Origin of the sequence: Paenibacillus plantiphilus (genome assembly GCF_927798095.1) — a bacterium.
In the GTDB taxonomy this organism is placed as follows: domain Bacteria; phylum Bacillota; class Bacilli; order Paenibacillales; family Paenibacillaceae; genus Paenibacillus_Z; species Paenibacillus_Z plantiphilus.
Map to the genome: position 1 here is coordinate 143,538 of NZ_CAKMMF010000006.1, position 23,435 is coordinate 166,972.

General features: G+C 49.4%; 15 protein-coding genes and 1 riboswitch. Of the genes, 3 read left to right on the top strand and 12 right to left on the bottom strand.

What is annotated here, in order from left to right:
* Window positions 1-184 precede the first annotated feature (184 nt).
* Window positions 185-6,406, top strand: a complete 6,222-nt coding sequence (locus tag L6H65_RS07205; RefSeq protein WP_236339818.1) for an S-layer homology domain-containing protein — start codon at window positions 185-187, stop codon at window positions 6,404-6,406.
* Window positions 6,407-6,814: 408 nt separating this feature from the next.
* Window positions 6,815-7,309, top strand: a complete 495-nt coding sequence (locus L6H65_RS07210; RefSeq protein ID WP_236339819.1) for a hypothetical protein — start codon at window positions 6,815-6,817, stop codon at window positions 7,307-7,309.
* A 574-nt stretch (window positions 7,310-7,883) separates the two neighbouring features.
* On the opposite strand, the gene L6H65_RS07215 is transcribed toward L6H65_RS07210, so the two are convergent.
* The 11 genes from L6H65_RS07215 to L6H65_RS07265 all read right to left on the bottom strand — a co-directional run bounded on the left by L6H65_RS07215 (window position 7,884) and on the right by L6H65_RS07265 (window position 20,493).
* Window positions 7,884-8,867, bottom strand: coding sequence for a hypothetical protein (locus L6H65_RS07215; protein WP_236339820.1), 984 nt, complete (start codon window positions 8,865-8,867; stop codon window positions 7,884-7,886).
* A 169-nt stretch (window positions 8,868-9,036) separates the two neighbouring features.
* Window positions 9,037-9,864: an ABC transporter permease gene (locus tag L6H65_RS07220; RefSeq protein WP_236339821.1), complete on the bottom strand. Its 828-nt coding sequence runs from the start codon at window positions 9,862-9,864 to the stop codon at window positions 9,037-9,039.
* The gene (locus L6H65_RS07225; protein ID WP_236339822.1) at window positions 9,861-10,817 is read right to left on the bottom strand and encodes an ATP-binding cassette domain-containing protein; all 957 of its coding nucleotides are present in this window, start codon (window positions 10,815-10,817) and stop codon (window positions 9,861-9,863) included. The genes L6H65_RS07220 and L6H65_RS07225 overlap by 4 nt, the downstream gene beginning before the upstream one ends.
* Window positions 10,818-10,877: 60 nt before the next feature.
* Entirely contained in the window at window positions 10,878-11,699 is an 822-nt protein-coding gene (locus L6H65_RS07230) for an SDR family oxidoreductase (RefSeq protein WP_236339823.1), read from the bottom strand.
* Between the two features lie 2 nt (window positions 11,700-11,701).
* Window positions 11,702-12,613: a helix-turn-helix transcriptional regulator gene (locus L6H65_RS07235; RefSeq protein ID WP_307728310.1), complete on the bottom strand. Its 912-nt coding sequence runs from the start codon at window positions 12,611-12,613 to the stop codon at window positions 11,702-11,704.
* 108 nt (window positions 12,614-12,721) lie between these two features.
* Window positions 12,722-13,756 carry a phosphotransferase enzyme family protein gene (locus tag L6H65_RS07240; protein ID WP_236339824.1) on the bottom strand — a complete coding sequence of 345 codons (1,035 nt, stop codon included), beginning with the start codon at window positions 13,754-13,756 and terminating at the stop codon, window positions 12,722-12,724.
* Between the two features lie 315 nt (window positions 13,757-14,071).
* Window positions 14,072-14,806 carry an ECF transporter S component gene (locus L6H65_RS07245; RefSeq protein ID WP_236339825.1) on the bottom strand — a complete coding sequence of 245 codons (735 nt, stop codon included), beginning with the start codon at window positions 14,804-14,806 and terminating at the stop codon, window positions 14,072-14,074.
* The gene (locus L6H65_RS07250) at window positions 14,788-16,515 is read right to left on the bottom strand and encodes an ABC transporter ATP-binding protein (protein WP_236339826.1); all 1,728 of its coding nucleotides are present in this window, start codon (window positions 16,513-16,515) and stop codon (window positions 14,788-14,790) included. The genes L6H65_RS07245 and L6H65_RS07250 overlap by 19 nt, the downstream gene beginning before the upstream one ends.
* Window positions 16,488-17,378 carry an energy-coupling factor transporter transmembrane component T gene (locus L6H65_RS07255; RefSeq protein ID WP_236339827.1) on the bottom strand — a complete coding sequence of 297 codons (891 nt, stop codon included), beginning with the start codon at window positions 17,376-17,378 and terminating at the stop codon, window positions 16,488-16,490. Before L6H65_RS07255 ends, L6H65_RS07250 begins: the two co-directional genes overlap by 28 nt.
* A complete protein-coding gene (locus L6H65_RS07260) occupies window positions 17,379-18,749 on the bottom strand; it encodes a DUF4430 domain-containing protein (protein ID WP_236339828.1) in 1,371 nt (456 codons plus the stop codon).
* A gap of 73 nt (window positions 18,750-18,822) precedes the next feature.
* The gene (locus tag L6H65_RS07265) at window positions 18,823-20,493 is read right to left on the bottom strand and encodes an S-layer homology domain-containing protein (RefSeq protein WP_236339829.1); all 1,671 of its coding nucleotides are present in this window, start codon (window positions 20,491-20,493) and stop codon (window positions 18,823-18,825) included.
* A gap of 137 nt (window positions 20,494-20,630) precedes the next feature.
* A riboswitch (cobalamin riboswitch) is annotated at window positions 20,631-20,831 on the bottom strand.
* A 204-nt stretch (window positions 20,832-21,035) separates the two neighbouring features.
* On the opposite strand from L6H65_RS07265, the gene L6H65_RS07270 reads away from it, so the two are divergent.
* Entirely contained in the window at window positions 21,036-21,347 is a 312-nt protein-coding gene (locus L6H65_RS07270; RefSeq protein ID WP_236339830.1) for a putative quinol monooxygenase, read from the top strand.
* 491 nt (window positions 21,348-21,838) lie between these two features.
* On the opposite strand, the gene L6H65_RS07275 is transcribed toward L6H65_RS07270, so the two are convergent.
* Window positions 21,839-22,927, bottom strand: coding sequence for a hypothetical protein (locus L6H65_RS07275; RefSeq protein WP_236339831.1), 1,089 nt, complete (start codon window positions 22,925-22,927; stop codon window positions 21,839-21,841).
* Window positions 22,928-23,435: the final 508 nt, after the last annotated feature.

Consider the following 23,435-nt stretch of genomic DNA (forward strand, 5'->3'; position numbering starts at 1 on the left):
TTCAGCAGCAGAAAAGAGAATGATATGGTTTTATGTGAGGCTCGCGATTGAAAGCGCTTTATATGTTTTGAACTTCATCACTTTGCGTATGAGAGGAGACGGTAGACGAATTCATTCAGCGAGCTCCACGCATTCGACCTCAATTCTTGCAAGGCAATCAAACCCGAAGAGGAGATCGTAGAACATGGGGAAGCATTTAAAAAAAGCAGGAGTCTATGTTTTAGCTTTGCTTGTTCTTATGCAGGCAATGGCATTAGATGGTTTCAATACAGCTTGGGCTAATCCGGTTGCGCCTGATGAACCGTATGTATCCACAATCCCTACGCCACAGAACAGCAATCTGATCAATCCCGGTTACAACAGGGATTATGACAACATGATCGTACAATCAAGCGCCGGTATTGTTCATCCGGGTTATTTTATCAGTCGTGAAGATTTGAACGTCATGCGCGATATGATCTGGCAAGGAAAGTCGCCGTGGAAAGAATCGTTTGAATCTTTTAGAAAAAGCGCCTACTCCAATTTGACTTATATCAACAGCGGACCATTTACTACGTTGACCAGCGACAGGGAAACCTACGCGCTGATTCGCGATGCGAACGCGGCCTACTACTTATCCTTAATGTGGTACATTACAGGCAATGACGATTATGTGGATAAGGCCAAGGATATTCTGAACGTCTGGTCCAATACGCTGGCGACGGATTCGAAGCGGGATATTATTCGCAGCGGAATAGCCGTTCCCATGCTGGTGATGGCAGCCGAAATTCTCAGATATACACCGAGCTCCGGCTGGGGGAGCGATGAGGAGCTCCAGAAATTCGAAAGTATGCTGAGGCTTCTCCTCCCCGGCGTCGACCGGAAGGACGGCTACTTCAATCAAGGAAATTTCGGCGCGCAAGCCTATATGGCCATAGCGATCTATCTGGACGATCTGGACATGTATAAGGATGCCGTCGAGCGTATTGTGCGCAATCAGGCTCGGGTTGGCTTATCCGGGATATCGCATAATTTCTCGATTGATTCGATGATTCTGGACTCCGGCCAGCAGGTTGAGATGGGACGCGATATTCCGCATGCCCAGGAGAGCATGTTTCCGATGTCTGCGATGGCGCGCACAACCTATATTCAAGGCACATTGGTAGATGAGACGGGAGCGTTCAAAACCGCCGAAGAAGGCGGAGTCAATCTGTTCGAGTTATACGGACAAAAGCTATTGAAATATGCCGCCTATTTCTCCAAATATAATCTTGGCGGCGATGTCTTCTGGCAGCCCAGCATCAACGGAACCGGAGATCAAGCCCCGTTCGGTAAAATTACGACGGATGGCAGAGGACGGATTTTCAATTCCTTTGGCACGCTGCTGAACTATTATAAGCATGAAAAGGGATATGCCGATGAGGATGTCAGAACCGATCCCTACATAAGCGACGAGGACGGTTTCTATCTGGATTTGTATGGAGACAGCACCTACGGAAGTCTGTATAAATATGTCGATGCCGCTTATGAAAGCGCTGATACTCTTGGCGTCGAAGAGATGGTAACTACACCTTGGACGGTGGGCATAGGGCAGACAGGAGCGGGGCTTCCCGCAGATCCTGATCCGGTAGATGACTCTTATAAGGTATATAACCGGCTACCAGGCTATCAGTACACAGCTACAGGCGGTACGGAAGGCGGCGTTATAACCGAACCGTTCCCGGATGAGGATGGCATCATGCGATTTGCTACCAGCAATGTGAAGAACGGCGCCTGGACAGCCTATAGCGTGGACTTTGACCAATTCGGCTCCACTCCCAGCAGCATTGCGGACATGCTGGCGATCAGTTTCGGCATGAATTCGAATATTGGCGGCAGTATAGATGTGCGAATTGGCGAGCATACAGCGAATCCTACAGTGAACCATTTCAACAATTCGACGCTTGCCGGCACTATACAAGTTGAGAATACGAGCTGGTACAACATTTTCAAGACCAATTCGCACAAGCTCAAGAACAGACCTGACCTTCTGACCGGTCAAAAAACGGTTTATTTCTACTTCTACGGCTCAGGCAACGGCTACAATTTTCACGGAAATACGCTTTGGTTCAAATTTACGAAGTCAACGCTGGCCACGAATACGAAAGCGGCGGATGCCGATCTATTCAGTTCTGCGGCCTCCGTCAAAAATCCGGATCAAACCGTTACATTGTCAGACGGCGGATATATAGGGTTTAAAAACATGGATTTCGATAAAGGAATCCACACGTTTAATCTCAATGGCAAAACAACCGGCGGAACATTAAAGCTCGTATTGGGATCGCCCGGCAGCGCCCCCTTCAAAGAATACGCGCTGACAAGCACAGGCGAATTGATGCGGACGCTCACCTTCGAGCATGGCGACAATGAGCAATTGTACGGCCGCAACGGCGGCAATAATGATGTCTATCTCGTGTATGAGGGCGCCGGCAGCATTACAATTGACAGCATGGTTGCCAAGCCGGCTGTTAATGCCTCAACCTTTCAACCCGTCAGCGGCGGAAGTTATGCTTTCCAGATTGAAGGAGAGGCAGCAAGAGCGGAAGGAAAACAAGGATCTGTCAAGCTTGCAGTAGCACCGGGAGCAAAAACTTCCGTGTCTTACACAGATGTTGATTTTCTAACAGGAAGTCCAACTTTGCGGGTTAAAGTAAAAAGCGATACAGACGCCGTCCTGCATGTCGACATGCTGGGCGATCCGGTCGGCAGAGTGGCGACATTCAATGTGCCCAAAACGGATGGACTTGGCGCCGATGGCTGGATCACGCTAAATTTCAATCTCGCGGCCACCGGGTACGAATCCCAGATCGGCAAATCAAACTTTTTGCGCGTCACAGCTTCCAGCGAGAGCTCCGGGACCGTGGAATTGAAAGATTTTCTGTTCAATGAGACGCGGGATTACACTGCGCTGTCGATGGCTTCCAATGTCAATGAGATTTTGTTGTACCCTGGAGCCAGTTATACCAATCATGTGCTGGCCCATGACGTAAACGGCAATCAGGCTGCCGTTGTCGCGACATCCAAGCCCGAATCCGCTGCTTATGATGCGCAAAGCGGCAATTTGATCTGGCAGGTGCCAGTGGATGAGCCCGAAGGAAAAGGATACATCACATTGACCTCAACTGGCGGCGATGGCGTCAGCACATCGGTATTTATGGTGCAATACAACGTTCTCCAAAGCGAGAACTATATCGCCAAGCTGATCGCCGATGCGATCAACTTGTATCCGATCGCCGAAGCGCTTGCAGAAGACGATTATACGCCGGAGAATTGGCAGATTATTGTTTCCGCACTGAGCAATGCCAAGGCCATTACGGCCCAGGTCTCTCCATCCAGAGAGGATGCGGAGACGGCCTATTATGGTCTGAAGCATGCGCTGGAGACGGCTCTCCCAATACAGGAGGCCGATATATTCGGCAAAAGCTTTAACATTACACTTAACAATGGCAACACGGGCGGAACAGCTCGAAACATCGTGTCGATCTGGTTTGACGGCAAGCCCAACACTTTTACGGAATGGGCAGGAAGCAACCAATGGGCGATGTTTGATTTCGGGCCGGCTACAACCTTCACGCTGGACCGGGCGAAAATATTGGCCAGAGCGCAATGGGGGTCCAGAATTTCCGGCGTTCGCATTGAAGGGTCCAACAATGGCACGAACTGGACGCAGTTAACGGACCCCGCCGCGAATACGGATGTCCTGCAGAAGTTTTTCAGCAAAGATGCCGCGACGGCCTTCCGTTATATCCGAGTGTTTAATAACGGAAGCTGGTATGCTAATTTGGCGGAACTTAAATTGTACGGTACATTTACAGATCTGAACTTGCTTGAAGAAATTAGCGAGGTATCGCTTGCATCGAGCAACGAAAACCCAACGGTTGCAAATGTCGGAGATACGGTGTCGCTCTCATTTAAGGCGGACAATGTTATTGAAGATGTAAATGTTGTCCTTTATGGCAAACCTGTAGTGCCGGTATCCCAGGATGGTTTGAACTGGAAGGCGGAATTCGTTGTCAGCGAGCTTGATACGCCGGGAGACATCAAATTTGTCATTAATTATAAGAATGGATGGCCCGTGGAACAGACAACGGACGGCTCATCCGTAACGGTGCTTGAGGAGCCGGGATACATTCATCATGTAATGGATATCGCCAGCTTCATTGACTCAACGCCTAACCGAGCGGCAGAGGCTACTCTGGCACAAGTAGGTTATCTGTTCGATGGAGATATAAGAACGAATTCGGATTTCCGCGGTCCCGGCAACAACGGGGCAGGCTGGTTCGTTATGGATTTCAAGGACCGGATGATCAAGCTGTCCAAAGTTAAATTGATTGCGAGACAGGATCAGCTTGCACGGGCGGCTGGAACAGTGATACAAGGCTCCAATGACAATGTGAGCTGGACGGATCTGATTACGGGCGCGCAAGGCATACAGCCTTGGCAAGCGTTCAGCGCAACAGATCAAACGGCTTACAGATATTTGAAGGTAACGAACCCGGGCAATTGGTTCGGCAACTTGGCCGAGCTTAAGCTTTACGGCGAATTGGCAGAACCGGAAGCGGAAGTCGAGAGTATTGCTGTCAACTCGACGACGCATAAGACGCAGTATGTGGCGGGAGATGAGCTCAGCGTTGCAGATTTGACGCTGGAAGTAAGCTGGAGCAACGGAACCAAAACAACGGTGCCGGTTACATCCGAAATGGTAGAAGGTTTCAACAGCAGCGCTGCTGTTGAGAGCCAGACGCTGACGATTGCTTACCAGGGAGCAACAACTACGTATAATGTGGCCATTATGGAAGCGCCGACAATCGAAGGAATCACGGTCAAATCGTCAGGACACAAAACGCAATATCAGGTCGGCGATACGCTCGATGTCACGGGTCTTGCTATTCATGTTAACTGGAGCAATAATACTTCTACTGAAGTGGCGGTAACAACGGATATGGTAAGCGGGTTCGATAGCAGTGCGCCAGCAGACAGCCAGCAGCTGACTGTTGCTTACGAAGGACGAACAGCAACCTATGCGATCACTGTTGTGGATGCGACTGTCCCGGTTGTAGACAGCATCGCGATCAAATCGACCGATCATAAGACGCATTACGAGGTCGGCGATACGCTCGACGTAACGGGCTTGATGCTTGAAGTTCGTTGGAGCGACGAAACAACGACCGAAGTGGCGGCAACGCCGGATATGGTGAGCGGGTTCGACAGCAGCAGTGCGGTGACGAACCAGCCATTGACCGTTACTTATGAAGGTCGTACGGCAGCCTATACGATCAACATTGTGGATGTGTCTATCCCGGTTATAGTAGACAGCATCGCGATCAAATCGACAGGACACAAAACGCAATATCAGGTCGGCGATACGCTCGATGTAACGGGCTTGACGCTAGAAGTGCGCTGGAGCGACAATACTACGACGGAAGTGGCGGCAACACCGGATATGGTAAGCGGGTTCGACAGCAGCAATGCGGTGTCGAGCCAGCCATTGACTGTTGCATATGAAGGCCGCACAGCAACCTATTCGATCAACGTTGCTGCCAGACCGGTCGTAGTTGTTCCGCCGACAACTTATGTCGTCAGCTTTGACACCAACGGCGGAACGCCGGTATCGAGCCTGACGGTAATCGCCGGTTCGGCAGTAGGCAGTTTGCCTGGGACTGAACGAAATGGCTATGTTTTCGAAGGATGGTACAATGCGGACGGAACAGCATTCTCCGCTTCAGCAGCCATCTATTCCAGCCGAACGCTGACCGCGAAATGGAGCGAGCAGCCTGTTGTGCCGGAGCCGGAAACACCCGAAGAGCCGGTAGAGCCGGTAGAGCCGGAGCAACCGGAACAGCCGGTGACTAAGTTTGCGGATGTGCCTGAGACGAACTGGGCGAGCAAGGAAATTAGACGCCTGGTAGAGCTGGGAGCCATCTCAGGATACGGGGATGGAACCTTCAAGCCTAACGCATCCGTAACAAGAGCGGAGTTTCTGAAGATGATCGTGCTTTCGCTGGGGCTGCAAACGGAAGGCAGCAAGGTGTTTGCCGATACGGAAGGTCATTGGGCGCAGCAATATGTGTCCATTGCAGGAGCGCTTGGAGTCGTAAGAGGCAAAAGCGATAATACGTTTGCGCCGGATGCCGTCATTACGAGAGAGGAAATGGCCGTCATACTGGCCCGAGTCGCCAATATGGCAGCCGTTTCAAGCAACAGTCCGTTTAAAGACGGCGGCAGCATCTCCGGATGGGCTAGTGACGCGATTGCCACGCTTGCAGAAGCGGGCATCATGGGCGGATATCCGGACGGAAGCTTCCAGCCTCAGAACAATGCATCCAGAGCTCAAGCGGCGGCTGTAATCGTAAGAATGCTGGATTACCTCATTAAGGTCCGAGAATAGTCGGACTAGTCAGTTGAGCTACAAGGGGGCAGCCCTCCTTGTTTCATCATAACTGTTAACAAAACTGCTTGCTTCACAATGCAACACGATAATGAAGATCAATGAAGATCACCGCATCCGCTCTATACGGCCGGATTTGCGGCGATCTTCATTACATTTTCGGTGACGGTCCGTTTCAACTGACCATCCCTCCTGATCTCCTGATTTCCTAATCCACTAATTCCCTGATCCCCTAATCCACTAATCCCTTGCTCCCTCCATCTCTGCAGTTGCCTGCTCCTCCGTCAATTTTTCAAATCGGATATATACAATATCACCCAAAATATAGTATATTTGCTGGAATGTTGTGTTCATCATATTTTGATAGAAATCGGATTGCTCACTTAAAATTCAAAGGGGATCGCCACAATGTATGTATACAGAGTTTTTATTCTTATGCTTCTATTGTGCCTGGTTATGGTATCGTGCTCGAATTTGGAGCAAACAGCTCAAAGCAATGAACCGGAAGAAGTATTGTCATCCATTTATCTTCATATGTACAGTGATGCTTCGATTAAACCGCAACCTGAACTAATCGATGTGGAATATGAAGACTCTCTCCTAAGCGCGACTGTTCGCGAGATTGAAGAGGCGGGAACGGCCCCTGCAGCTCTGCCTGCGATTGATGAAATAAGCAGGATATATGTTCTCGAATTGGTCTACGAGAAGGAAGGTATGACCACTTCGAAAGATCAATATATTATGGTGTGGGATAACGACGGTCGCTATTATATTAAAAAGTTTGAAATGACAAGCGAATACCATTATGACAAATATGACGATCAAGCCAAAGCAGAGATTCTGCAGCATATGGGTGCTGACAACTGGATCATAATCCAGCCATTAACGATGCTCACAAGCTAGTATTTTTATCACATCAAATTTATAGTTTAGAAGTACAGACGACACCCGTCAGACATCCAATCATGAGCGAGCGATTATGCACAAGCTTTGCACATGTTCATTCTGTATGATTTTTCATATAGAATGGGTTTGATGCTTGCTATATTGCGAATTATATATGATTTTTCGTATACAATCGCGAATTTAGCTTCTTGGGAGCAGAATGTGTTTGATTATTCATATACAATAGATCACGCATCACGCATGTCTACTTGTCGCTGCCAAACCTTTAGTAAGTAGTGTTCAAGGCACTAGGCTCATTCCTCTTGAGACGTTAGAGCAACTTTTCCACTTTTCAGCCGCTTCATATACGTCTATTTGGCTTTCTTGGAGCTTGGGGCGTTCAAAAGAACAGAGGCCGCCCAGCACTTAAGAGACGAAGGCGCCCATCTGGCAGCATACTGCCCGGACAGATCGCCCGTGACGCATAGTGCCAGTCAGAACGCCGTGACGCAAATCGTCAGACAGAACACCACTGACGCAAATTGTCGGCCAGGCGCGGAGAAGAGCCGTCTTCCCCGCGCTGAACAGCCGATTACTTTTTCTTACTCGCCCATATCTCCTCATTATCTTTGTTATAGACAACCAGCCGTCCGTCATCCTGCATAACAAGACTGCAGCCCTCGTATTTGGGACCGCTGCCGTACACATTGGAGGCCCATGAGGCTTTCTCCTCATTCTCATAAACGACAAAATTCCCGTCCTCCTGGATGCAGGTTCTCCATGCCGGTCTTTTATACGTATTGGAGCTCCAGATCGGCTTCTCCCCATCCGGCTTGTCGCGCTCGTACACAACCGCGTTCCCATCCTCCTGATAGACAAAATCGTAGCATCGGTCCGGTGAGCTGATCGATTCATTCGGCTTCAGAAACTGACCGGTCCCCAGCCTGTCGGATGCCGAGAATCGGTAAAACCCTTCACCCAAATCCTCCTGCCAAAGATGCCCGTACCGGGATCTGGAAACCATATCAGGCTGCACGATCCATGACCAGTCGCTGTTCGTGTTGAATAGAGCCGTGCGCGACAATGACTCAGTTGCGATGAACAAGGTACAGTTAGATGCCCCCAATAGCCCGCCCCAGCCACTGGGCGAAATCATCCGAAACGGATTATAGTTTTTCTCGTTATTGACCTGCTTGAAATCGCCCGGTTTAATGACGACGCCCTCTCTTTTCAGAAAATCCATAATCTCCTTGCGTGCTGCCTGCGCCTTGGCCTCCGTGGCATGATCAATTTCCCGCCCGATATTTTTTCCAACCTTATAGATGAGCGAGCCGTATTTAATCCCCTTCACGATAGGATTGTTAAGCACCAGCTTTACCATAGTAATAAGCTTCTGCAGCTTGGAAAGTGAATTTACAGCGGTAACAGCAGTTCCGCCGCCGCTGAACAGTGCAGTGGCCACCGCAAAACCAACATCACCCCATACCCAATTCTTGTTTGGCGTTACAATAACATATATGTTCTCCCCCGAATTATTCGCAACGTGAATCTGGTTATCCAGTGAACCGAATCCCATAGCCAATTCCCCCTGATTAGTAGTGTAGGCAAAAATCATTGCTTCTCCTCCAAAATTGAACTTAAAAACATATTCATTGTACTAGAACATAATAAACATGGAATAAACAAGAAAACAGAAAAAAGACAGCATCCTTCAAGGACACTGTCTATCCGTATTGAACCGTCGATTAACGATTATTTTTTGTCAAATATAAATAAAACGTAAGTGGAGCAAAAATAATAATGAACAACAGACAAATGCCGATACCCGCCGCAATATCGGCTGTGCCGGCCGTACCGAACATAAGCCCCCTCACAGTGGAGGCCGCGATACTGATCGGATTCAGATCTACAATAATTTGAATCCACCGCGGCATCGTCGCTGAATCCACCAGAATATTGCTTGCAAACAAGAGCGGATAGACGAAAACCATACTCGTCCCCGAAACCGTCTCCGGACGTTTGGCCAACACGCCGATCATCGAGAAAATCCAGCTTACGCTAAAAGCAAACAGAATGATATACAGCACACCCGCTATTGCGCCTGCCGCTCCACCCTCCGGGCGGAAGCCAATTAGCATTCCTGTACCGAGCGCAGCAAGCATCGCCGCCGTATACCGCAATCCATCCATTATATTCAGCCCCAGCACAGAGGCAGGCTGCCAGAACGGCATCGTTCGAAACCGGTTATATACCCCTTTGGCAATATCCAAACTTATCGTAGTCCCGCTATAGACTGTCATGGGAACAACCGTCATGATGAGAATCCCCGGCAGAAGAAATTGAATGTAGGCCCCGGTTGAACCGGCAATGGCTCCTCCAAACAGGTAATTGAAAATAAGCAGCATCATGGCAGGAGCCAAAATAGCCTCCATAGCATAGCCGAACAAATGATTTCTCGTCGTTTGCAGAGATCGCCACATGAACGTTCGGATTACTGCGAATGCGCCGGGATTTCGGGGAACGGATTTCCTCAGCAGTACGGATGGAATATCAGGGTTCGTCCTATGAATCATTGAACAATCTCCCTTCTCTCCACTGAGCCCGTCAGCGCCAAGAAAACCTCGTCCATCGTTGGTTCGCTAAGTGAAAAATGTTCAATAGAAACATCGTTAGCCGCCAGTGTATGAATCGCTCCACTAGCCTGCTTGGCTTCCTTCACCGCTATTCGGATCAGGAGCGGGTCCGCCTCGTCTTGAATGACCTTCAATTGACAACGCTCCATTATAAGCCTGCCAATCCCCTCCCGGTCCGCTCCCTCGCTCAATCGGAGCGTCAACGTTTTCCCGCCAATGGAAGCTTTCAGCTCATGCGGCGTCCCTTCCGCAATGATCCTCCCTTTATCAATCACGGCGATCCGATCCGCCAATTGATCGGCCTCCTCCAGATATTGCGTCGTCAACAGCACCGTAGTGCCGAGCTTCAGAAGCATGCGAACCACCTCCCACACCTGCTTGCGGCTCTGGGGGTCCAGACCAGTTGTAGGCTCATCCAGAAAAATAAGCTCCGGCCGGGTAATGATGCCTGCGGCAATATCGAGCCGCCTTCGCATTCCACCGGAATAGCTCTCAACTGTGCGATCCTTGCCCTCCGATAGCCCGAAGGACTGAATAAGCTCCTCCGCGATAGAACGCGCTTCCTTCTTGGAGTAGCCATACAATCTGGCGATCAGCAGCAAATTTTGCAGCCCCGACAATCCTTCATCCAGCGCGGCAAACTGCCCGGTCACACTGATTTTTTTGCGTACTTCCCCAGCATTGCCAGCCACATCGTAGCCAGCAACGACCGCTGTACCCCCGTCCGGCTTCAGCAGTGTGGTAAGCATATGAATCGTTGTTGTTTTTCCGGCGCCGTTGGGGCCTAGCAGGGCGAACAGCTCTCCTTTTCTGACGCGCAGCCGGATGCCTTTAACGACCTCGTTCCCATGGAACGATTTGCGGAGATCATTGGTTTCAATGGCATAGGACATTGTGACAGCCCCCTTCGTAATGAAATAACGGATGAGAATTCATGCTGGTTTACTGGAACTTTACTGGAACAGATGTTTATGCTCATCGACCCATTCGTCAAACGTTCTTGCCCGCTTCCCCGTAACTTGCTCTATTGTCGGCAGCACCGTATATCCGACTTTGGGCGTATTTTTGCCCATTTGGACGAAAAACTCGATATCGCCCTCCTCATATCCCTGCTCCATCCATCTCTGCCGCGCCTGCTCTTCCGTCAACTCTTCAAACCGGATCTCCTTCCCGACAGCTTCACTGATTTTCCGAACCGCCTCAATGCGGGACATAGCCTCGGGCCCTGTAATATAGTAGCTTTGACCGTGATGACCGTCATTCATCAGCGCTTCAACAGCAACGGCGGCAATATCCCCTTCATGCACTCTGGCGCTAAGAGCATGACCGAACGACTCGCGGACAACGCCCTCTGTACGAATCGATTCCGCCCAATCTGCGAGGGCATTAGCCATAAATTCAACAGGCTTCAGCAATGTCCATTCCATGCCGCTCTCTAGAACAGCCTGCTCGACAGGATTCCCTTCATAATCCATCAGCACCGTAACTCGTTGTATCCCGGCTTCCCGGGCAAATTCAATTATTCGGTGATCGGTCTGCAAAGCAGCGTCCGCATTGTCGCTGGACAGAATTAGATAGAGCGCAGTCATTCCCTGACAAGCAGCCCGCAGCGTCTCCGGCGCATTAAGATCACCCGGAACAACCTCTACACCATTCGGCAAACCCGCTTTTTCCGGGCTGCGCGACACTGCTCTGACCTGCACTCCTTTTTGAACAAGCTGATTGACAACATGCCGTCCTACCGTACCTGTAGCGCCCGTTACTAAAATCGTCATCATCATTTCCCCCTATAAAGTTGTTGAATATCTTCAATCGCCTTCAATAAATCCTGCTTCAAGTCATCCGGCTTCATAATCTCCACCTTCGAGCCATAGCTTAAAACAACGGAAAGCGCGTACTCTCTGACATAAAAAATCGTCTTCACATCAATATGCGTTTCTTGATGAATACACTCGCTCGGGAACTGCTCCAGCACACGCTGCCGGGCAGCAGGATCAAACCGTAGATGGACCTCCGTCCCTTGAAACGCCTCTTCCACCGGAGCTGCGGACACTTCTATTGGCTGGTCTCTTGGCCGGAAGGTTGCCTCCGAAATTTGGAGAGCTGCCATTCTTGTAATGCGGAAAAACCGCTTCGCCCGGCGCAATAAGCAATACCCTTCCAAATACCAAGCTCCCTTCTCCCAATAGAGCCGGTTCGGTTCGACGTTTCTTTCCGAGGACGTGCCGGATGCGCTTGTGTAGGAGAAAGCAACCACTTTAGTCTCATGGATTGCATTGAAGAGAGGATGAATAATTGGCTTCTCGTTCTCGGCCGTGCTTAAATCAATAATGAGTTTGTCATCGCGTTCCCCGTTCAGCAGAGCCGGATGCAGGCTGCCAAGCTTATGCAATAAGGTGGTGAATTTGCTCCCGATCGCTCCTTCCATGCTTTTCAACAGATTATAGATTAGCGAGAAGTCATCCACAGAGAAGTGCTGCTTCGTTAAGAAGAAACCGTCCATCAGCTCAAAGCCGCCTTCTGCGCCCGTAAACGAAGCAACAGGTATCCCCGCTTGATTGATCAGTTCGATATCGCGATAGACCGTCCGGACAGACACCTCGAACCTCGCCGCCAATTCAGTCGCGGTCACTCTTCTCTTCGTCATCAGCTCCAACGTAATGCCGAGCATGCGATCCAGCCTCATCATGTCACTCCCCTCTTCGTCATGCTTATCGCCCATCTATTAGAGCTAGCATAACGCAATAACCCTGACAGCATGTGTGTCAGGGTTATTAATTAATATTCAATGAAAAGACTACATATTTCGTTTCACATACTCAAAGGGTTCTTCACAGGAGTAAATGTCATGGTAAAACCCCATATACGGGATATCGTCTTCCAGACATTTGATGCGATACGACAACTCCTCATCACACTCCGGCTCTTCGCCGTTGCTTTGCATGACCTCGAATGCATCTACAATGCTTTCCATGAGTGTTGCTTGGATAAATAAGGGCAATTTATCCAACATCGAATGTTCGATATCGGTCTCGGATCTGTATCCTGCGAGAACTGCTTCAAAATAATCATCCATGAACTTTTTTCGTTTACCGGCATCTGGTTCAAATTGTATCCAGCCCACTCCGTTAGTCCAGAGACTCGCTAGGTCAAACATATACCAGCCGTAACATGAATTATCGAAATCATATACGGTTATTTGCCCAGTATCGAAATCTATCGAATAGTTCCCATCATTGTAATCAAAATGGACCATACCGAAAGACGCACGGTCCTTGTTCAATCCTTCTAAGGTTTTAAGAAGATCTAGCAGCTTCTCCTTCAGCAGAGGCAACGAACCGGGTATCCGTTTTTCGATATATGCAGCATTGTATTTATCAAAAAAACTGTACCGGCGATGGACAGGCGTATATCCTTTCGATATTTGGTGCAGCTTCCCCAGTACTTTACCGCAATTATAATAGTATTCGGTAATTGGAGCACCTTCACGGTACTGATAATGATTTTCCACAAGCATTTTTCCCGTGGCCTTATTGAACAGGCAGATAAAAAAGGTATGATGATTATAAGATATCTCTTCCAGCAGATTCCCCTTCAGGGAGTTGACTACATTCGAAACACTTCCGCCATGCTCGAATAAATACCTGACATACTCAAGCTCACCCAGAAAATCTTCCCGGCTTCTGTCATCTAAGAAGGCGATTCTGAGTATTTTGGCATCGGCGCCCTCTTTCTCACATGTATAAACGACATTACGTCCTCCATCATGTGCCTTAACCGGCTTGATTTCATAGCCTTCTAATTCGTACAACTCTGATACTAATGGTAGCAAATATGCATCACTGATAGTAACAACCTCGTTATAATTTATAATATCTCCTCCAGTTAAAATTGTTGCAACACTTCCCGCACTGAAATTACGACAGGAAAAACCAACAATGAAAAGTCCTTCTGTGGACTTAAATGATATTCACCTTGTTTAACATTGATCCATCACTCCTTTGGACACATTTTACCTTAAAAAGTTATTATAAGGAAACTTTATATGTAAAAAGCCAATTAGGAGCTCCACCTTAATCGAAGCGCTAAGAAAATACTTTATTTTCCGAAATTAGAGCAGCTATTAGAAATATAGAAAGACACGACGCTAGTCCTGCGCCCGAATAAGGCCGTACTTTATTTTTATCCGATCCAGCTTCTCCAGCATCGGCCGTGAGAGGAAGAACAGGAAGACAACTGTGGCGATTGCGTGCACCATATCAAACCAGAAGCCCGAAGCATACGTGGCGAGCAGCGCCTCCCAAGAAAAATGGGACGTGAACATGAGCAGCGAGCCGATATTAATAATGCCGCCATAGATAACAAAGGTCGCCAAACCGCCAAACAGACACAGGGTGAGCCTCCTCCTGCCCAGCGCCCCCTTGTGGAATAAAATGCCCGCCAAATAACCAATAATGCCGAAGCAGAACATTTGCCAGGGCGTCCAAGGCCCTTGACCAAAGAAGAAGTTGGACACAAAGCCTGCAACAGCGCCAACAAGAAAGCCTGCCTCTGCCCCTAAGCTCACACCTGCGATAATGACGATGGCGACAACCGGCTTAAACTGCGGCAGCATAAAAAAGGCAGCCCGCCCTGCGACCGCGATGGAAGCCATTACAGCGATAACAATCAGCTCCCGCGCCTGCGGCTTTCGCTTCTCGAATACCAAGGCAAAGGGAATCATCGTATAGAGAACAATTAATAGACTGATAAAATAATATTTCCGATCGTTCAACACGAATACTCCGAGCATGATCGTAGCCGGGATGACGAGGAGGATCAATACGGAAGCTAGTAGCATCCGCTTGCTCCAATGGCGTTCCGTCAGCTGCTTGTCTGGCATCGTTCAATCACATCCTCTATCGTTATTCCCCCGCTCCATACATGGCGCACCATACGGTTGGCCGCTGTTGTGTAAAAGCTGTTTCCCGAGAAAAATCGGCCTGCCGAGTCGGAGGCGATGATACCGCCATCGAAGAACAAGGCGCATACTTCCCCATGTCTGGCGCAAAATTCAATGTCATGCGAGATCATTACAATCGTGACGCCGCTATCATTCAGCTTCTTCAGAAATGCGGCGAGCTTCTCCTTGAAGAATCCGTCCAGCCCTTTGGTCGGCTCATCGAGCAGCAATATGCGAGGCTCCAGCAGCAGCACCTTTGCAAGCGCTGCCCGCTGCTGCTCACCTCCGCTCAAGTCATAGGGATGCATCGAGAGCAGATGCTCCAGCTCGGCAAACTGTACGATAGCCGCAACCTTCGCGCTCTTCTCTTCCTTGGACAGAGCGGTATCGGCCAGCATATCATGCAGATCCTGCTCGACTGTTTTCTTGACGAACAACGTTTGCGGATTTTGCGGAAGCACGCCCAGATGATTGATGAAAAGCTCGTTTGCCTTCATTTTGGCCGGATTCTTGCCGCCGATCAGCACTTTTCCTCTATAGGGCTGCCGGATGCCGCTAATCAGCGACAGCGCTGTCGTCTTCCCCGTCCCATTGCCGCCGACCACACAATAAAACTGCCCTTCTCTTATTTCAAGGGACAAATCCTTTAGCACATCCGGTCCGTGCTTGTCGTATTTGAACCAGACATCCTTGAACGTTATCGCGACCTGCTTCGATGATTGCGGAGGCTCCCCTGCCGCCGTGTCAGGCGCAGCCGTTCGGCTGCTCAGTTGTGGACAATCTCCTGCCATCGTGTCAGGCGCAGCCGTTCGGCTGCTCAGGAAGTCATTCAGCCACTGGCGGCCTTCCTTCACCGTCACCGGATACGCCGATGCTGATGCGCCGTCCACCTCCGCATAGATCTGCATAGGGGAAGGCATGGACGCAGACATCGGATGCTGCATTCTGAACAAGGCTTCTCCTGCTTGCGCGGGCGGCGCATCTGCAAGGACCGCGCCCTCGTCCATCAAAATGAGGCGGTCCGTGATCGGGAGCACCTCTTCAAGACGATGCTCCGTCATTATAATCGTTGTGCCGAGCTCGCGGTTTATCTTGGTCAATGCTGCCAAGAACTCTGCGGCTGCAATCGGGTCGAGCTGAGAGGTCGGCTCATCCAGGATCAATACAGCAGGATGCATCGCCATTATGGATGCCAGATTCAGTAGCTGCTTCTGGCCTCCCGACAGCTCTGACACATCGCGATGAAACCACGATTGAATGCCAAAAAAGCTGGCCATCTCAGCCACGCGCAGCCGGATGGTGCGCTGATCGAAGCCGAGATTTTCGAGCCCGAATGCCAGCTCATGCCATACCTTGTCCGTCACAATCTGATTGTCGGGATTTTGCAGCACGAAGCCAATCTGTGCCGCCTGGGTACGCGGATCAACCTCCTCCAGAGGCTGACCGCAAAAGAGGATGCGCCCGCTGGGCTCGCCGTGCGGGGCGAGAATGGACTTTAATTGTCTGAGCAACGTGCTCTTGCCACTGCCTGACTTCCCGCATATCGCAACAAATTCACCGCTCTGTATCGTCAGATTAATATGAGAAAGAGTCTTTGACTCTTGCAGTGGGAAGGTGAAATTTAGCTCCTCGATTCGATACGTTTCCATTTGATTTCCTCCACCATCGTAATGATTACAGGCATCATGCACAGCATAAGATAAGAGCCGTACACCACCACACTGAACGGCGTCAGCTCTATCATTTTCACAGATGGGAAGAAGCGAATCGTGTTCTCTCCCATCGCCGCGCCGATCAGAACGACACTCATGCATCCCAGCATCGCTGCCGATACGATCATGTCCCGGCTGTCGAACCGGAAGATCGAGAAGCTGCTGCGGTTTGGCAATCCATAGCCTCTGGACTTCATGGAATCAGCCGTTTCAATCGCATTTTCCAGCGCCCAGGTGGTCATAATGGAGACAATCGCAATGCCGTTGCGGGCTCTTCTCCATATATTCCCTTGCGTTACATCTCTTCCAATGCACTTCTGGGCGCCAGAGATGATTCGGATCTGGGTCAGATATCGCGGTACGAACCGGAGCGCCATTGAGAAAATCAACGACAGCGCAGGCCATATTTTACCGAAAATATAGATAAATTTATCCGAGGTCATGACAGCGTTGTAGCAGGAGAACCAAATAATAATCGTCACAAACATGCAGGCCGCCGCCGCACCGAACAGGATGGATTCGAGCGTAATCGGGTTTCCATTACTCAGATAGAACAGAATCGTCACACCCTCATGATTGAATGCGGGATTCATAGCAGCCGTCAGCAGCAGCAGCGGGACCATATAGAGCAGATTGAACCTGACTGCTCCCCTTCCCTTGAGCATAATGGAATAAACAACGGCGCTGACGAGCGCAATACACTGGAACACAGGATGCATGAACACCATGCTGAAAATCAATATAGCGGCAAAATAACCAAAGTTGACAATCGGATGAAAGGTAGAGAAATGATCCTTCATTTATTCCTTGCCTCCCGAAGCGGCCATGTCTCCCCCTATGTCCCGTCCCAGATCGCAGGTGTACACCCATTCGATCACATCGCCGTCCTTCAAGGCATAGCGGCTGCTGCCATAATTGGGAAACCAGCCGTTCACCTTGTACATCCAGCCGCTCAGCTCTCCGCAGTCAAATTCATAAATATTGTTGATCCCCTCAATATAATTGCTGTTGTAGATGGGCGTCATTTCGAATTCCATATGGATTTTGTGCTTCCTCATTTCCCGCAGCAGCACATCAAACACCGATTCTCCTTCATAGAAGGTGACAGTGCGAGCTTTAAATATGATGCCGTCCTTAGGCAGCACTTCCAGCTTATCCTCGTTGAATTGATCGAGATTATCCAGTATTGTGGCCGCTGTCACAGACAAAGTAACGGTGAACTCCTTTTTCTTGTCGACCTCTGTGTCCTGCCACTCGACAGGCTTCGGCTTGCCCTCTGGCACTGGATCGGTCAAATATTTATCCTTTTTTGTTTCCGGTTTCGCTTGTTGTGCAGCCGATTTGTCCGGCTTCGGGGCCGAGGCCGCCGGTTTCGGAGCCGAAGCTGGAGTTGGAGGTTTCGACGGAGCCCCTTTGCCAGGCGGCTGTGACGCAGTGCTGCTCTTGCCGTTCCCTGAAGAGGCAACCTTCTCCGGCCCTTTGCCTGTCTGAGCGGCCGGCTTATCCAAGCCAGACGGCTGAGATTGCTCAGCCGCTGCTTTTGAACCTGACGATCCTGCTGATCCATCTGTGCCTGTCGCCCCTACGGATGTTCCCTTCGTTACATCTGTGCCTGTCGCTCCGGCTGATGTTCCCGTTGCTTCATCTGTGCCTATCGCTCCGGCTGTTGTTCCCGTTGCTCCATCCGAACTCGACGCACCTGATGATGCTCCTGTCGCTCCAACTGTGCCCGTTGCACCCGCTGATATTCCCGTTGCTCCGTCTGCACCTGTCGCACCGACTGATGGTCCCGGCGCTCCATCCGAACCCGTCACTCCGGCTGATGTTCCCTTCGTTACATCTGTGCCCGTTGCTCCATCTGTGCCTGTTGGACCAGTTGTTCCTGCCGAGTCCAGCGATTGCCCTGCTGCTTCCGCTTGTTTGGCGGCATCCGTGTTCCCAACAGGATTGTCAGCCGATTCAGACGGGACCGAAACGTCACCGTCCTCGTTGTACGCTTGCTCCGGCTGCTCCTCTGCAATTCCAGAGGAAGCAGTCGCGTCCCCAGCATGAGACTGAGCACTGCTATCATCAACGGTTACCTTGCTTTTACCGAAATCTCCGTTCCAAAAGAAGGCGATTGCCAATATACCTGCAATTAATATGGCTGCCAGCCATTTTTTCTTATTCATAATGCCTATCCCACCTTAAATAACTAAAGCAAGGGCATCATTCTCTCCCCTGCTTCGTTCTCCTTATGAATGGCTATTCAACATCAGTCATGTCGTAGAGACGAGCATGTCCATGAACTAACCTGTCGTATGCAACAAGCGCGTACATCGCCTGATCAGTCGCCATCAGATCGACTTCCCCAGGCTTTGCGCCGCCATTATCCGTACCGCCCTGCTTCACATGATAAAATCCTCCGCTCGAAGCAGCAAAGCTTAATAAGGCCTCGACTGCCGATTGGCCTCCTTTAATAAATCTTGCATCCTGATGCGGATTGATGCCAAGCCCTGACAGGGCGACGACGACTTGAGCGATGCTCTCCGAGTTGACCGACTCCCAGCTCGCATAGCCTCCATCCGCCTTCTGAGCTTTGGACAGCCATTCCACACCGCGGTCCACAGCCGCTTTAACCTCAGAATCAGTTGAATAATAAGGCGTCAGCCCTTGTATAGCCATGGAAGTAATATCTGGGTCCGGTTCAGCCGCATTGCTGCCTAATGCCCAGCCCCCTCCGTTTATTTCTCTGTCCAGAATAAAATTAATCAGCAGTTCCCTCGTCGTCTGCGTCTTGACCGTTGGCACAACAGGAATGTCATAATTGCTGCTGTCCAGCGCAATGAGCGCAAAGATCGGCCCGTTAATGCCCTGCTTAATCAAAGTATTGAAATCAGCAAGCGGCTCTCTCAAATCATAGCCAGCCACATTGTCAATACGTTTTCCGATTGCCGTCAAGGCCAGAATAACCCGATCATATTCTGTATATTTCACATGATGCAGCTTGCCGGATTTTTCCTTCAACGTTTTTTCTGCATTGGCATAATAGGTGTCGTAATATTGCTCAGGTACGTCGAGCCCCGAGCGCGCCAGCCCTATTACAGTCCACTCCCCACCGACACTGGCTATGACAGGATCAGTTACGGATTGCTGCAGAAAAGCCGCTGTTGCTGCAATATGCTTCCCAACATCCTTGTTGTCCTTACTATCTTGATTGTCCGTTTGGCTGTCATCGCCAGCCTCAGCCACGGCGCTGTTCTTTAACCCATACGCTCTTATGGCGACAACCGCTGCCATCTCTCGCGTTACAGCATCCTTCGGCTTGAAGCGGCCATTATCCCCAAGCATCAATTCGAGCTCAACAACGGTCCCAATATCTGCTCTAGCCCAAGTCGCAGCCGTATCCAGATCTTTAATGGCTGCCGTCGGGCTGGTAGGCTTCAGCTCCAGCGCTCTTGCAATAGTTGCCGCCATCTGTTCACGGGTGATTTTATCGTTCGGACGGAATTGATTATTGTAGCCTGTTATCAGCTTCGCTCCGTAAGCGGCATTCACATACGGGTAGAACCAGTCATCTCCCGCTATATCCGCAAAGCTGACCGACTTGCCTGCGTTAATATCGAGTCCAAGCAATGCGACCAGTATTTTGGTGAATTCCGCTCTGGTAAGGGTCGTCTTCGGATTGAATCTGCCGTCGCTGCCCTGCACAATTCCGTGCTGCGTTGCCTCGCCAATCGCTTGATACGCCCATGAAGAGATATCTCCTGCATCCTTGTATACTTCCTTCAAATCAACCGCCAAATCAGGCTTCTCTGCTGCAGGCATGACTGAGCCGATCGGCTCTGCTGCATATGCCCTTGTCAAGCCGGTTGAGAACATCGAGAAAATGATAGTGATTATGAGCAGGCAGGCTATGTATTTATTTTTTCTCATTTGATCATTCCCTCTCAATTCACATGATGATGTTAAAACAAAAAAACCTCCCATCACAAATGACGGCGAGGTTTAATAGAGCATGCAGCTAGATTTGGCATACGCTAAATAAACACCTCCCTATCCTTCGTAGAGTTGATGGTGCAGCTAAACAGGCAGGTATTCTGGCTCAAGTCTCATCACCCATGCAGCCTTCCCAGTTTCCCAGTGGCAACTTGCATGGACTCTTCTTTACAGCGGCGGGACCGCGCGGGATTCTCACCCGCTTCCCTTTTAACCAAATGACAAGGCTCCGTTCAACGAACCGTATATTTGGCACCTGTTTGACTATTAAATTAATGATCTTGTCCATCATAGCTGATATCAATTTTTTTGTCATGTTATAGTTAAATAGAAGTTATAGAGAATTTGTGTCATGCAGGAGAGTACAGAATCATCACATTTGATATACTTGGCGCAAAGCGCAAAAGGGCAGCTTCACTGACCGTATCTGTCAGTGATTCGGCTGTATACTGTTCATAAGCTTGGACAAAAAAAAGGGAATGCAACCCGTGAGCAAATTCATGATGTACGGCAAATTAACCGCATTATCAGGTAAACGGGGCGAGCTTGTGGCAATTCTGCTCGAAGCGGTCCAGCAGCTAGAAGACAATGAGGACTGCTATCTATACATTGTCAGCATTTCGGATGAGGATGCGGATAGTGTTTGGGCGACAGAGCTGTGGAAGGATGCCGCAGCGCATGCCGCCTCCTTGACTGATGAGAGCGCCTTGGCGCTGCTGCAGCGCGGACGTCCACTGATCGCCGGCGTAAGTCCGATTCGTTTGAAGGCACTTGGCGGGAAAGGGTTTTAAAAGAGGGATCGCCGCAGTATGTCGGCGATTTTTTTAATTCGCGCTCCTGTGTGGGGAGCGACAGTACTGTTGCCTACGCCTTGTATATACTTATACATTTTTCAATCTACGCTCCCATGTAGGGAGGCACAGCGGTAGTTTTTAGCCCTTGTACGGTAAGGTTTTGGAAGCGTTTTAGTTCGAACCCCAATTTTCGTGGTTGAAAATCGAATATATGTTTGTAAAATCCTGAAAGTTGGCTCAGTACACGCTTAGTCGCTTTTCATTGTCGTCGTGCTTCAAGCTGTACTGCGAAATGGCTTGGAATATCCTCTCTTCTACAGCTTTTGGCGAAAGCCCGAGCAGGACGGGGCAGGCTTGACCAAGCTCGAACCACAAGGGTTCTGATCAATTTCCTTTAATTTTCTCGTTTAACTTAGAGTGGCTAAATTAAGAACAAGAAGCGGAATACCCTACTAGCGGGTACTCACGCTTCTTTTTTGTTTCTTGGTTTACACCGTTTGAAATAGAATTGCAACTACTGTGCTTCCACCACCAGCGGTAGTCATTTTCAATGGAACGTTAACGATAGCTCCTTGGCTAACCGTCACTTCGTGAATAATTACACCATCCTGCGTGGTTGCACCGCTGGTTTGTGCAAGGATTGTCGGGATACCAACAGTAACGCCGTTGACTGAAGCCGCACCAGCGAAGGATCCGCCTCGTCCAACTACAGAAATCCGGATTGTTTTCGACGCCCCGGTGTTGTTTGTCAGTTTCAACGTAGTGCTATAGATTGCGCCATACAAGGCTTTGTTTGCGAAAGCGTTGGAAGCATCATAGCTCGAACCGGCTGGGAAGACGAGATCGTTCACCCCATTCCCTAAAGCAACACTATAATTCCCCGATCCTGCGGCATAGCTCACCGGCTGGGTTTTAGCCGCGTCGCTAAACTCCGTCAAGTCGCTGTAACCCCATGCTCCGCGTGGGTGCTGATCGTGAGGAGCACAAGGTGCTCCTTGATGTAATGTCAGGTTACCTGTTGAGGTTTTGGATGCAATCGTACGAAGCTTATACTTCAGCGCACTTGATGCATTAGTGGCGTTTGAAAGGTCGAATTCGATAATTCCACCTACGAGTTGCTTTGGAGCTACAACCCATTCCCTAATTACAGTTATGGAGTTAGAAGCAGCCGATACAGAACTTCCTGAATCGAGTGTAGAGCCTACAAGTGCTTGAGCAGCACATCGACCACCGGCTTGGAAATAAGGGCCGTTATAAACAGAGGTTTTCACGTTCGACACGCTAATGGTATCAGTAGTTGAAGCGTTACCTAGCGTCACGCCTATTTTGATCGGTGAAAGTGTACTGTTCAAGTGCCAAAAAAATAACCGATACTTCACCGATGTTTGCGATACGGAATCATGCCAAAGGGTCAAGTATGACGTGCCGGCATTTGTAAAATCACTTGGGAAGATAGACTCCGGATTATCCGAGATAAACATCCGACGTGTACCCGTTCCACTACCATAAAGTTTAATTAAAGGTACGACACTTGGAGTATCAGTGTTTTTTACAAGTACGGTTTGAGTACAAGGCATAATAATTACCTCACTTTAAATTGTTAGTCAAATCGATTCATACAACTGTGCACCGTTGTCCGAATGATTTGCTGATATCTAAAGTGGACAGTGGAAAGCAAAAAACAACCCAGCCAAAAGATTTTTTAACTATCTTACATTTAAAGTTAAAAATGACCATTCATAAGAAGTGGAGAAGTTGATCGCGATCCTTTGGATGACAATTTGATATCCGTTACGATAACCCTGCAGATTTCCTGGCGTAATGCCAGGATACACTCCATATATGATTCTTCTGATTCTTCTCTAAAGGAGAGAAGAATATGGTGCAATTTCGACAAAATTAGAACATTTGTAGGATTGTATCCAAGATAAAGGAGTGTCAACAGCAAGTGGTTAGCGATTTCTGCAATCAGAACTCTTCCGTTTTTGCAGAACCCGTGGTAAGGGAATTTTTTAATGACGAACATCGTATAATGCTTCTGGCGTTAACGCTTGAGGATAATCAAGGGTGCAATTTTGAGCTGGA

Coding starts and splice junctions, on each gene's coding strand:
- L6H65_RS07205 (WP_236339818.1), top strand. CDS start 185: ATGGGGAAGCATTTAAAAAAAGCAGGAGTCTATGTTTTAGCTTTGCTT.
- L6H65_RS07210 (WP_236339819.1), top strand. CDS start 6,815: ATGTATGTATACAGAGTTTTTATTCTTATGCTTCTATTGTGCCTGGTT.
- L6H65_RS07215 (WP_236339820.1), bottom strand. CDS start 8,867: ATGGGATTCGGTTCACTGGATAACCAGATTCACGTTGCGAATAATTCG.
- L6H65_RS07220 (WP_236339821.1), bottom strand. CDS start 9,864: ATGATTCATAGGACGAACCCTGATATTCCATCCGTACTGCTGAGGAAA.
- L6H65_RS07225 (WP_236339822.1), bottom strand. CDS start 10,817: ATGTCCTATGCCATTGAAACCAATGATCTCCGCAAATCGTTCCATGGG.
- L6H65_RS07230 (WP_236339823.1), bottom strand. CDS start 11,699: ATGACGATTTTAGTAACGGGCGCTACAGGTACGGTAGGACGGCATGTT.
- L6H65_RS07235 (WP_307728310.1), bottom strand. CDS start 12,613: ATGATGAGGCTGGATCGCATGCTCGGCATTACGTTGGAGCTGATGACG.
- L6H65_RS07245 (WP_236339825.1), bottom strand. CDS start 14,806: ATGCCAGACAAGCAGCTGACGGAACGCCATTGGAGCAAGCGGATGCTA.
- L6H65_RS07250 (WP_236339826.1), bottom strand. CDS start 16,515: ATGGAAACGTATCGAATCGAGGAGCTAAATTTCACCTTCCCACTGCAA.
- L6H65_RS07255 (WP_236339827.1), bottom strand. CDS start 17,378: ATGAAGGATCATTTCTCTACCTTTCATCCGATTGTCAACTTTGGTTAT.
- L6H65_RS07260 (WP_236339828.1), bottom strand. CDS start 18,749: ATGAATAAGAAAAAATGGCTGGCAGCCATATTAATTGCAGGTATATTG.
- L6H65_RS07265 (WP_236339829.1), bottom strand. CDS start 20,493: ATGAGAAAAAATAAATACATAGCCTGCCTGCTCATAATCACTATCATT.
- L6H65_RS07270 (WP_236339830.1), top strand. CDS start 21,036: ATGCAACCCGTGAGCAAATTCATGATGTACGGCAAATTAACCGCATTA.
- L6H65_RS07275 (WP_236339831.1), bottom strand. CDS start 22,927: ATGCCTTGTACTCAAACCGTACTTGTAAAAAACACTGATACTCCAAGT.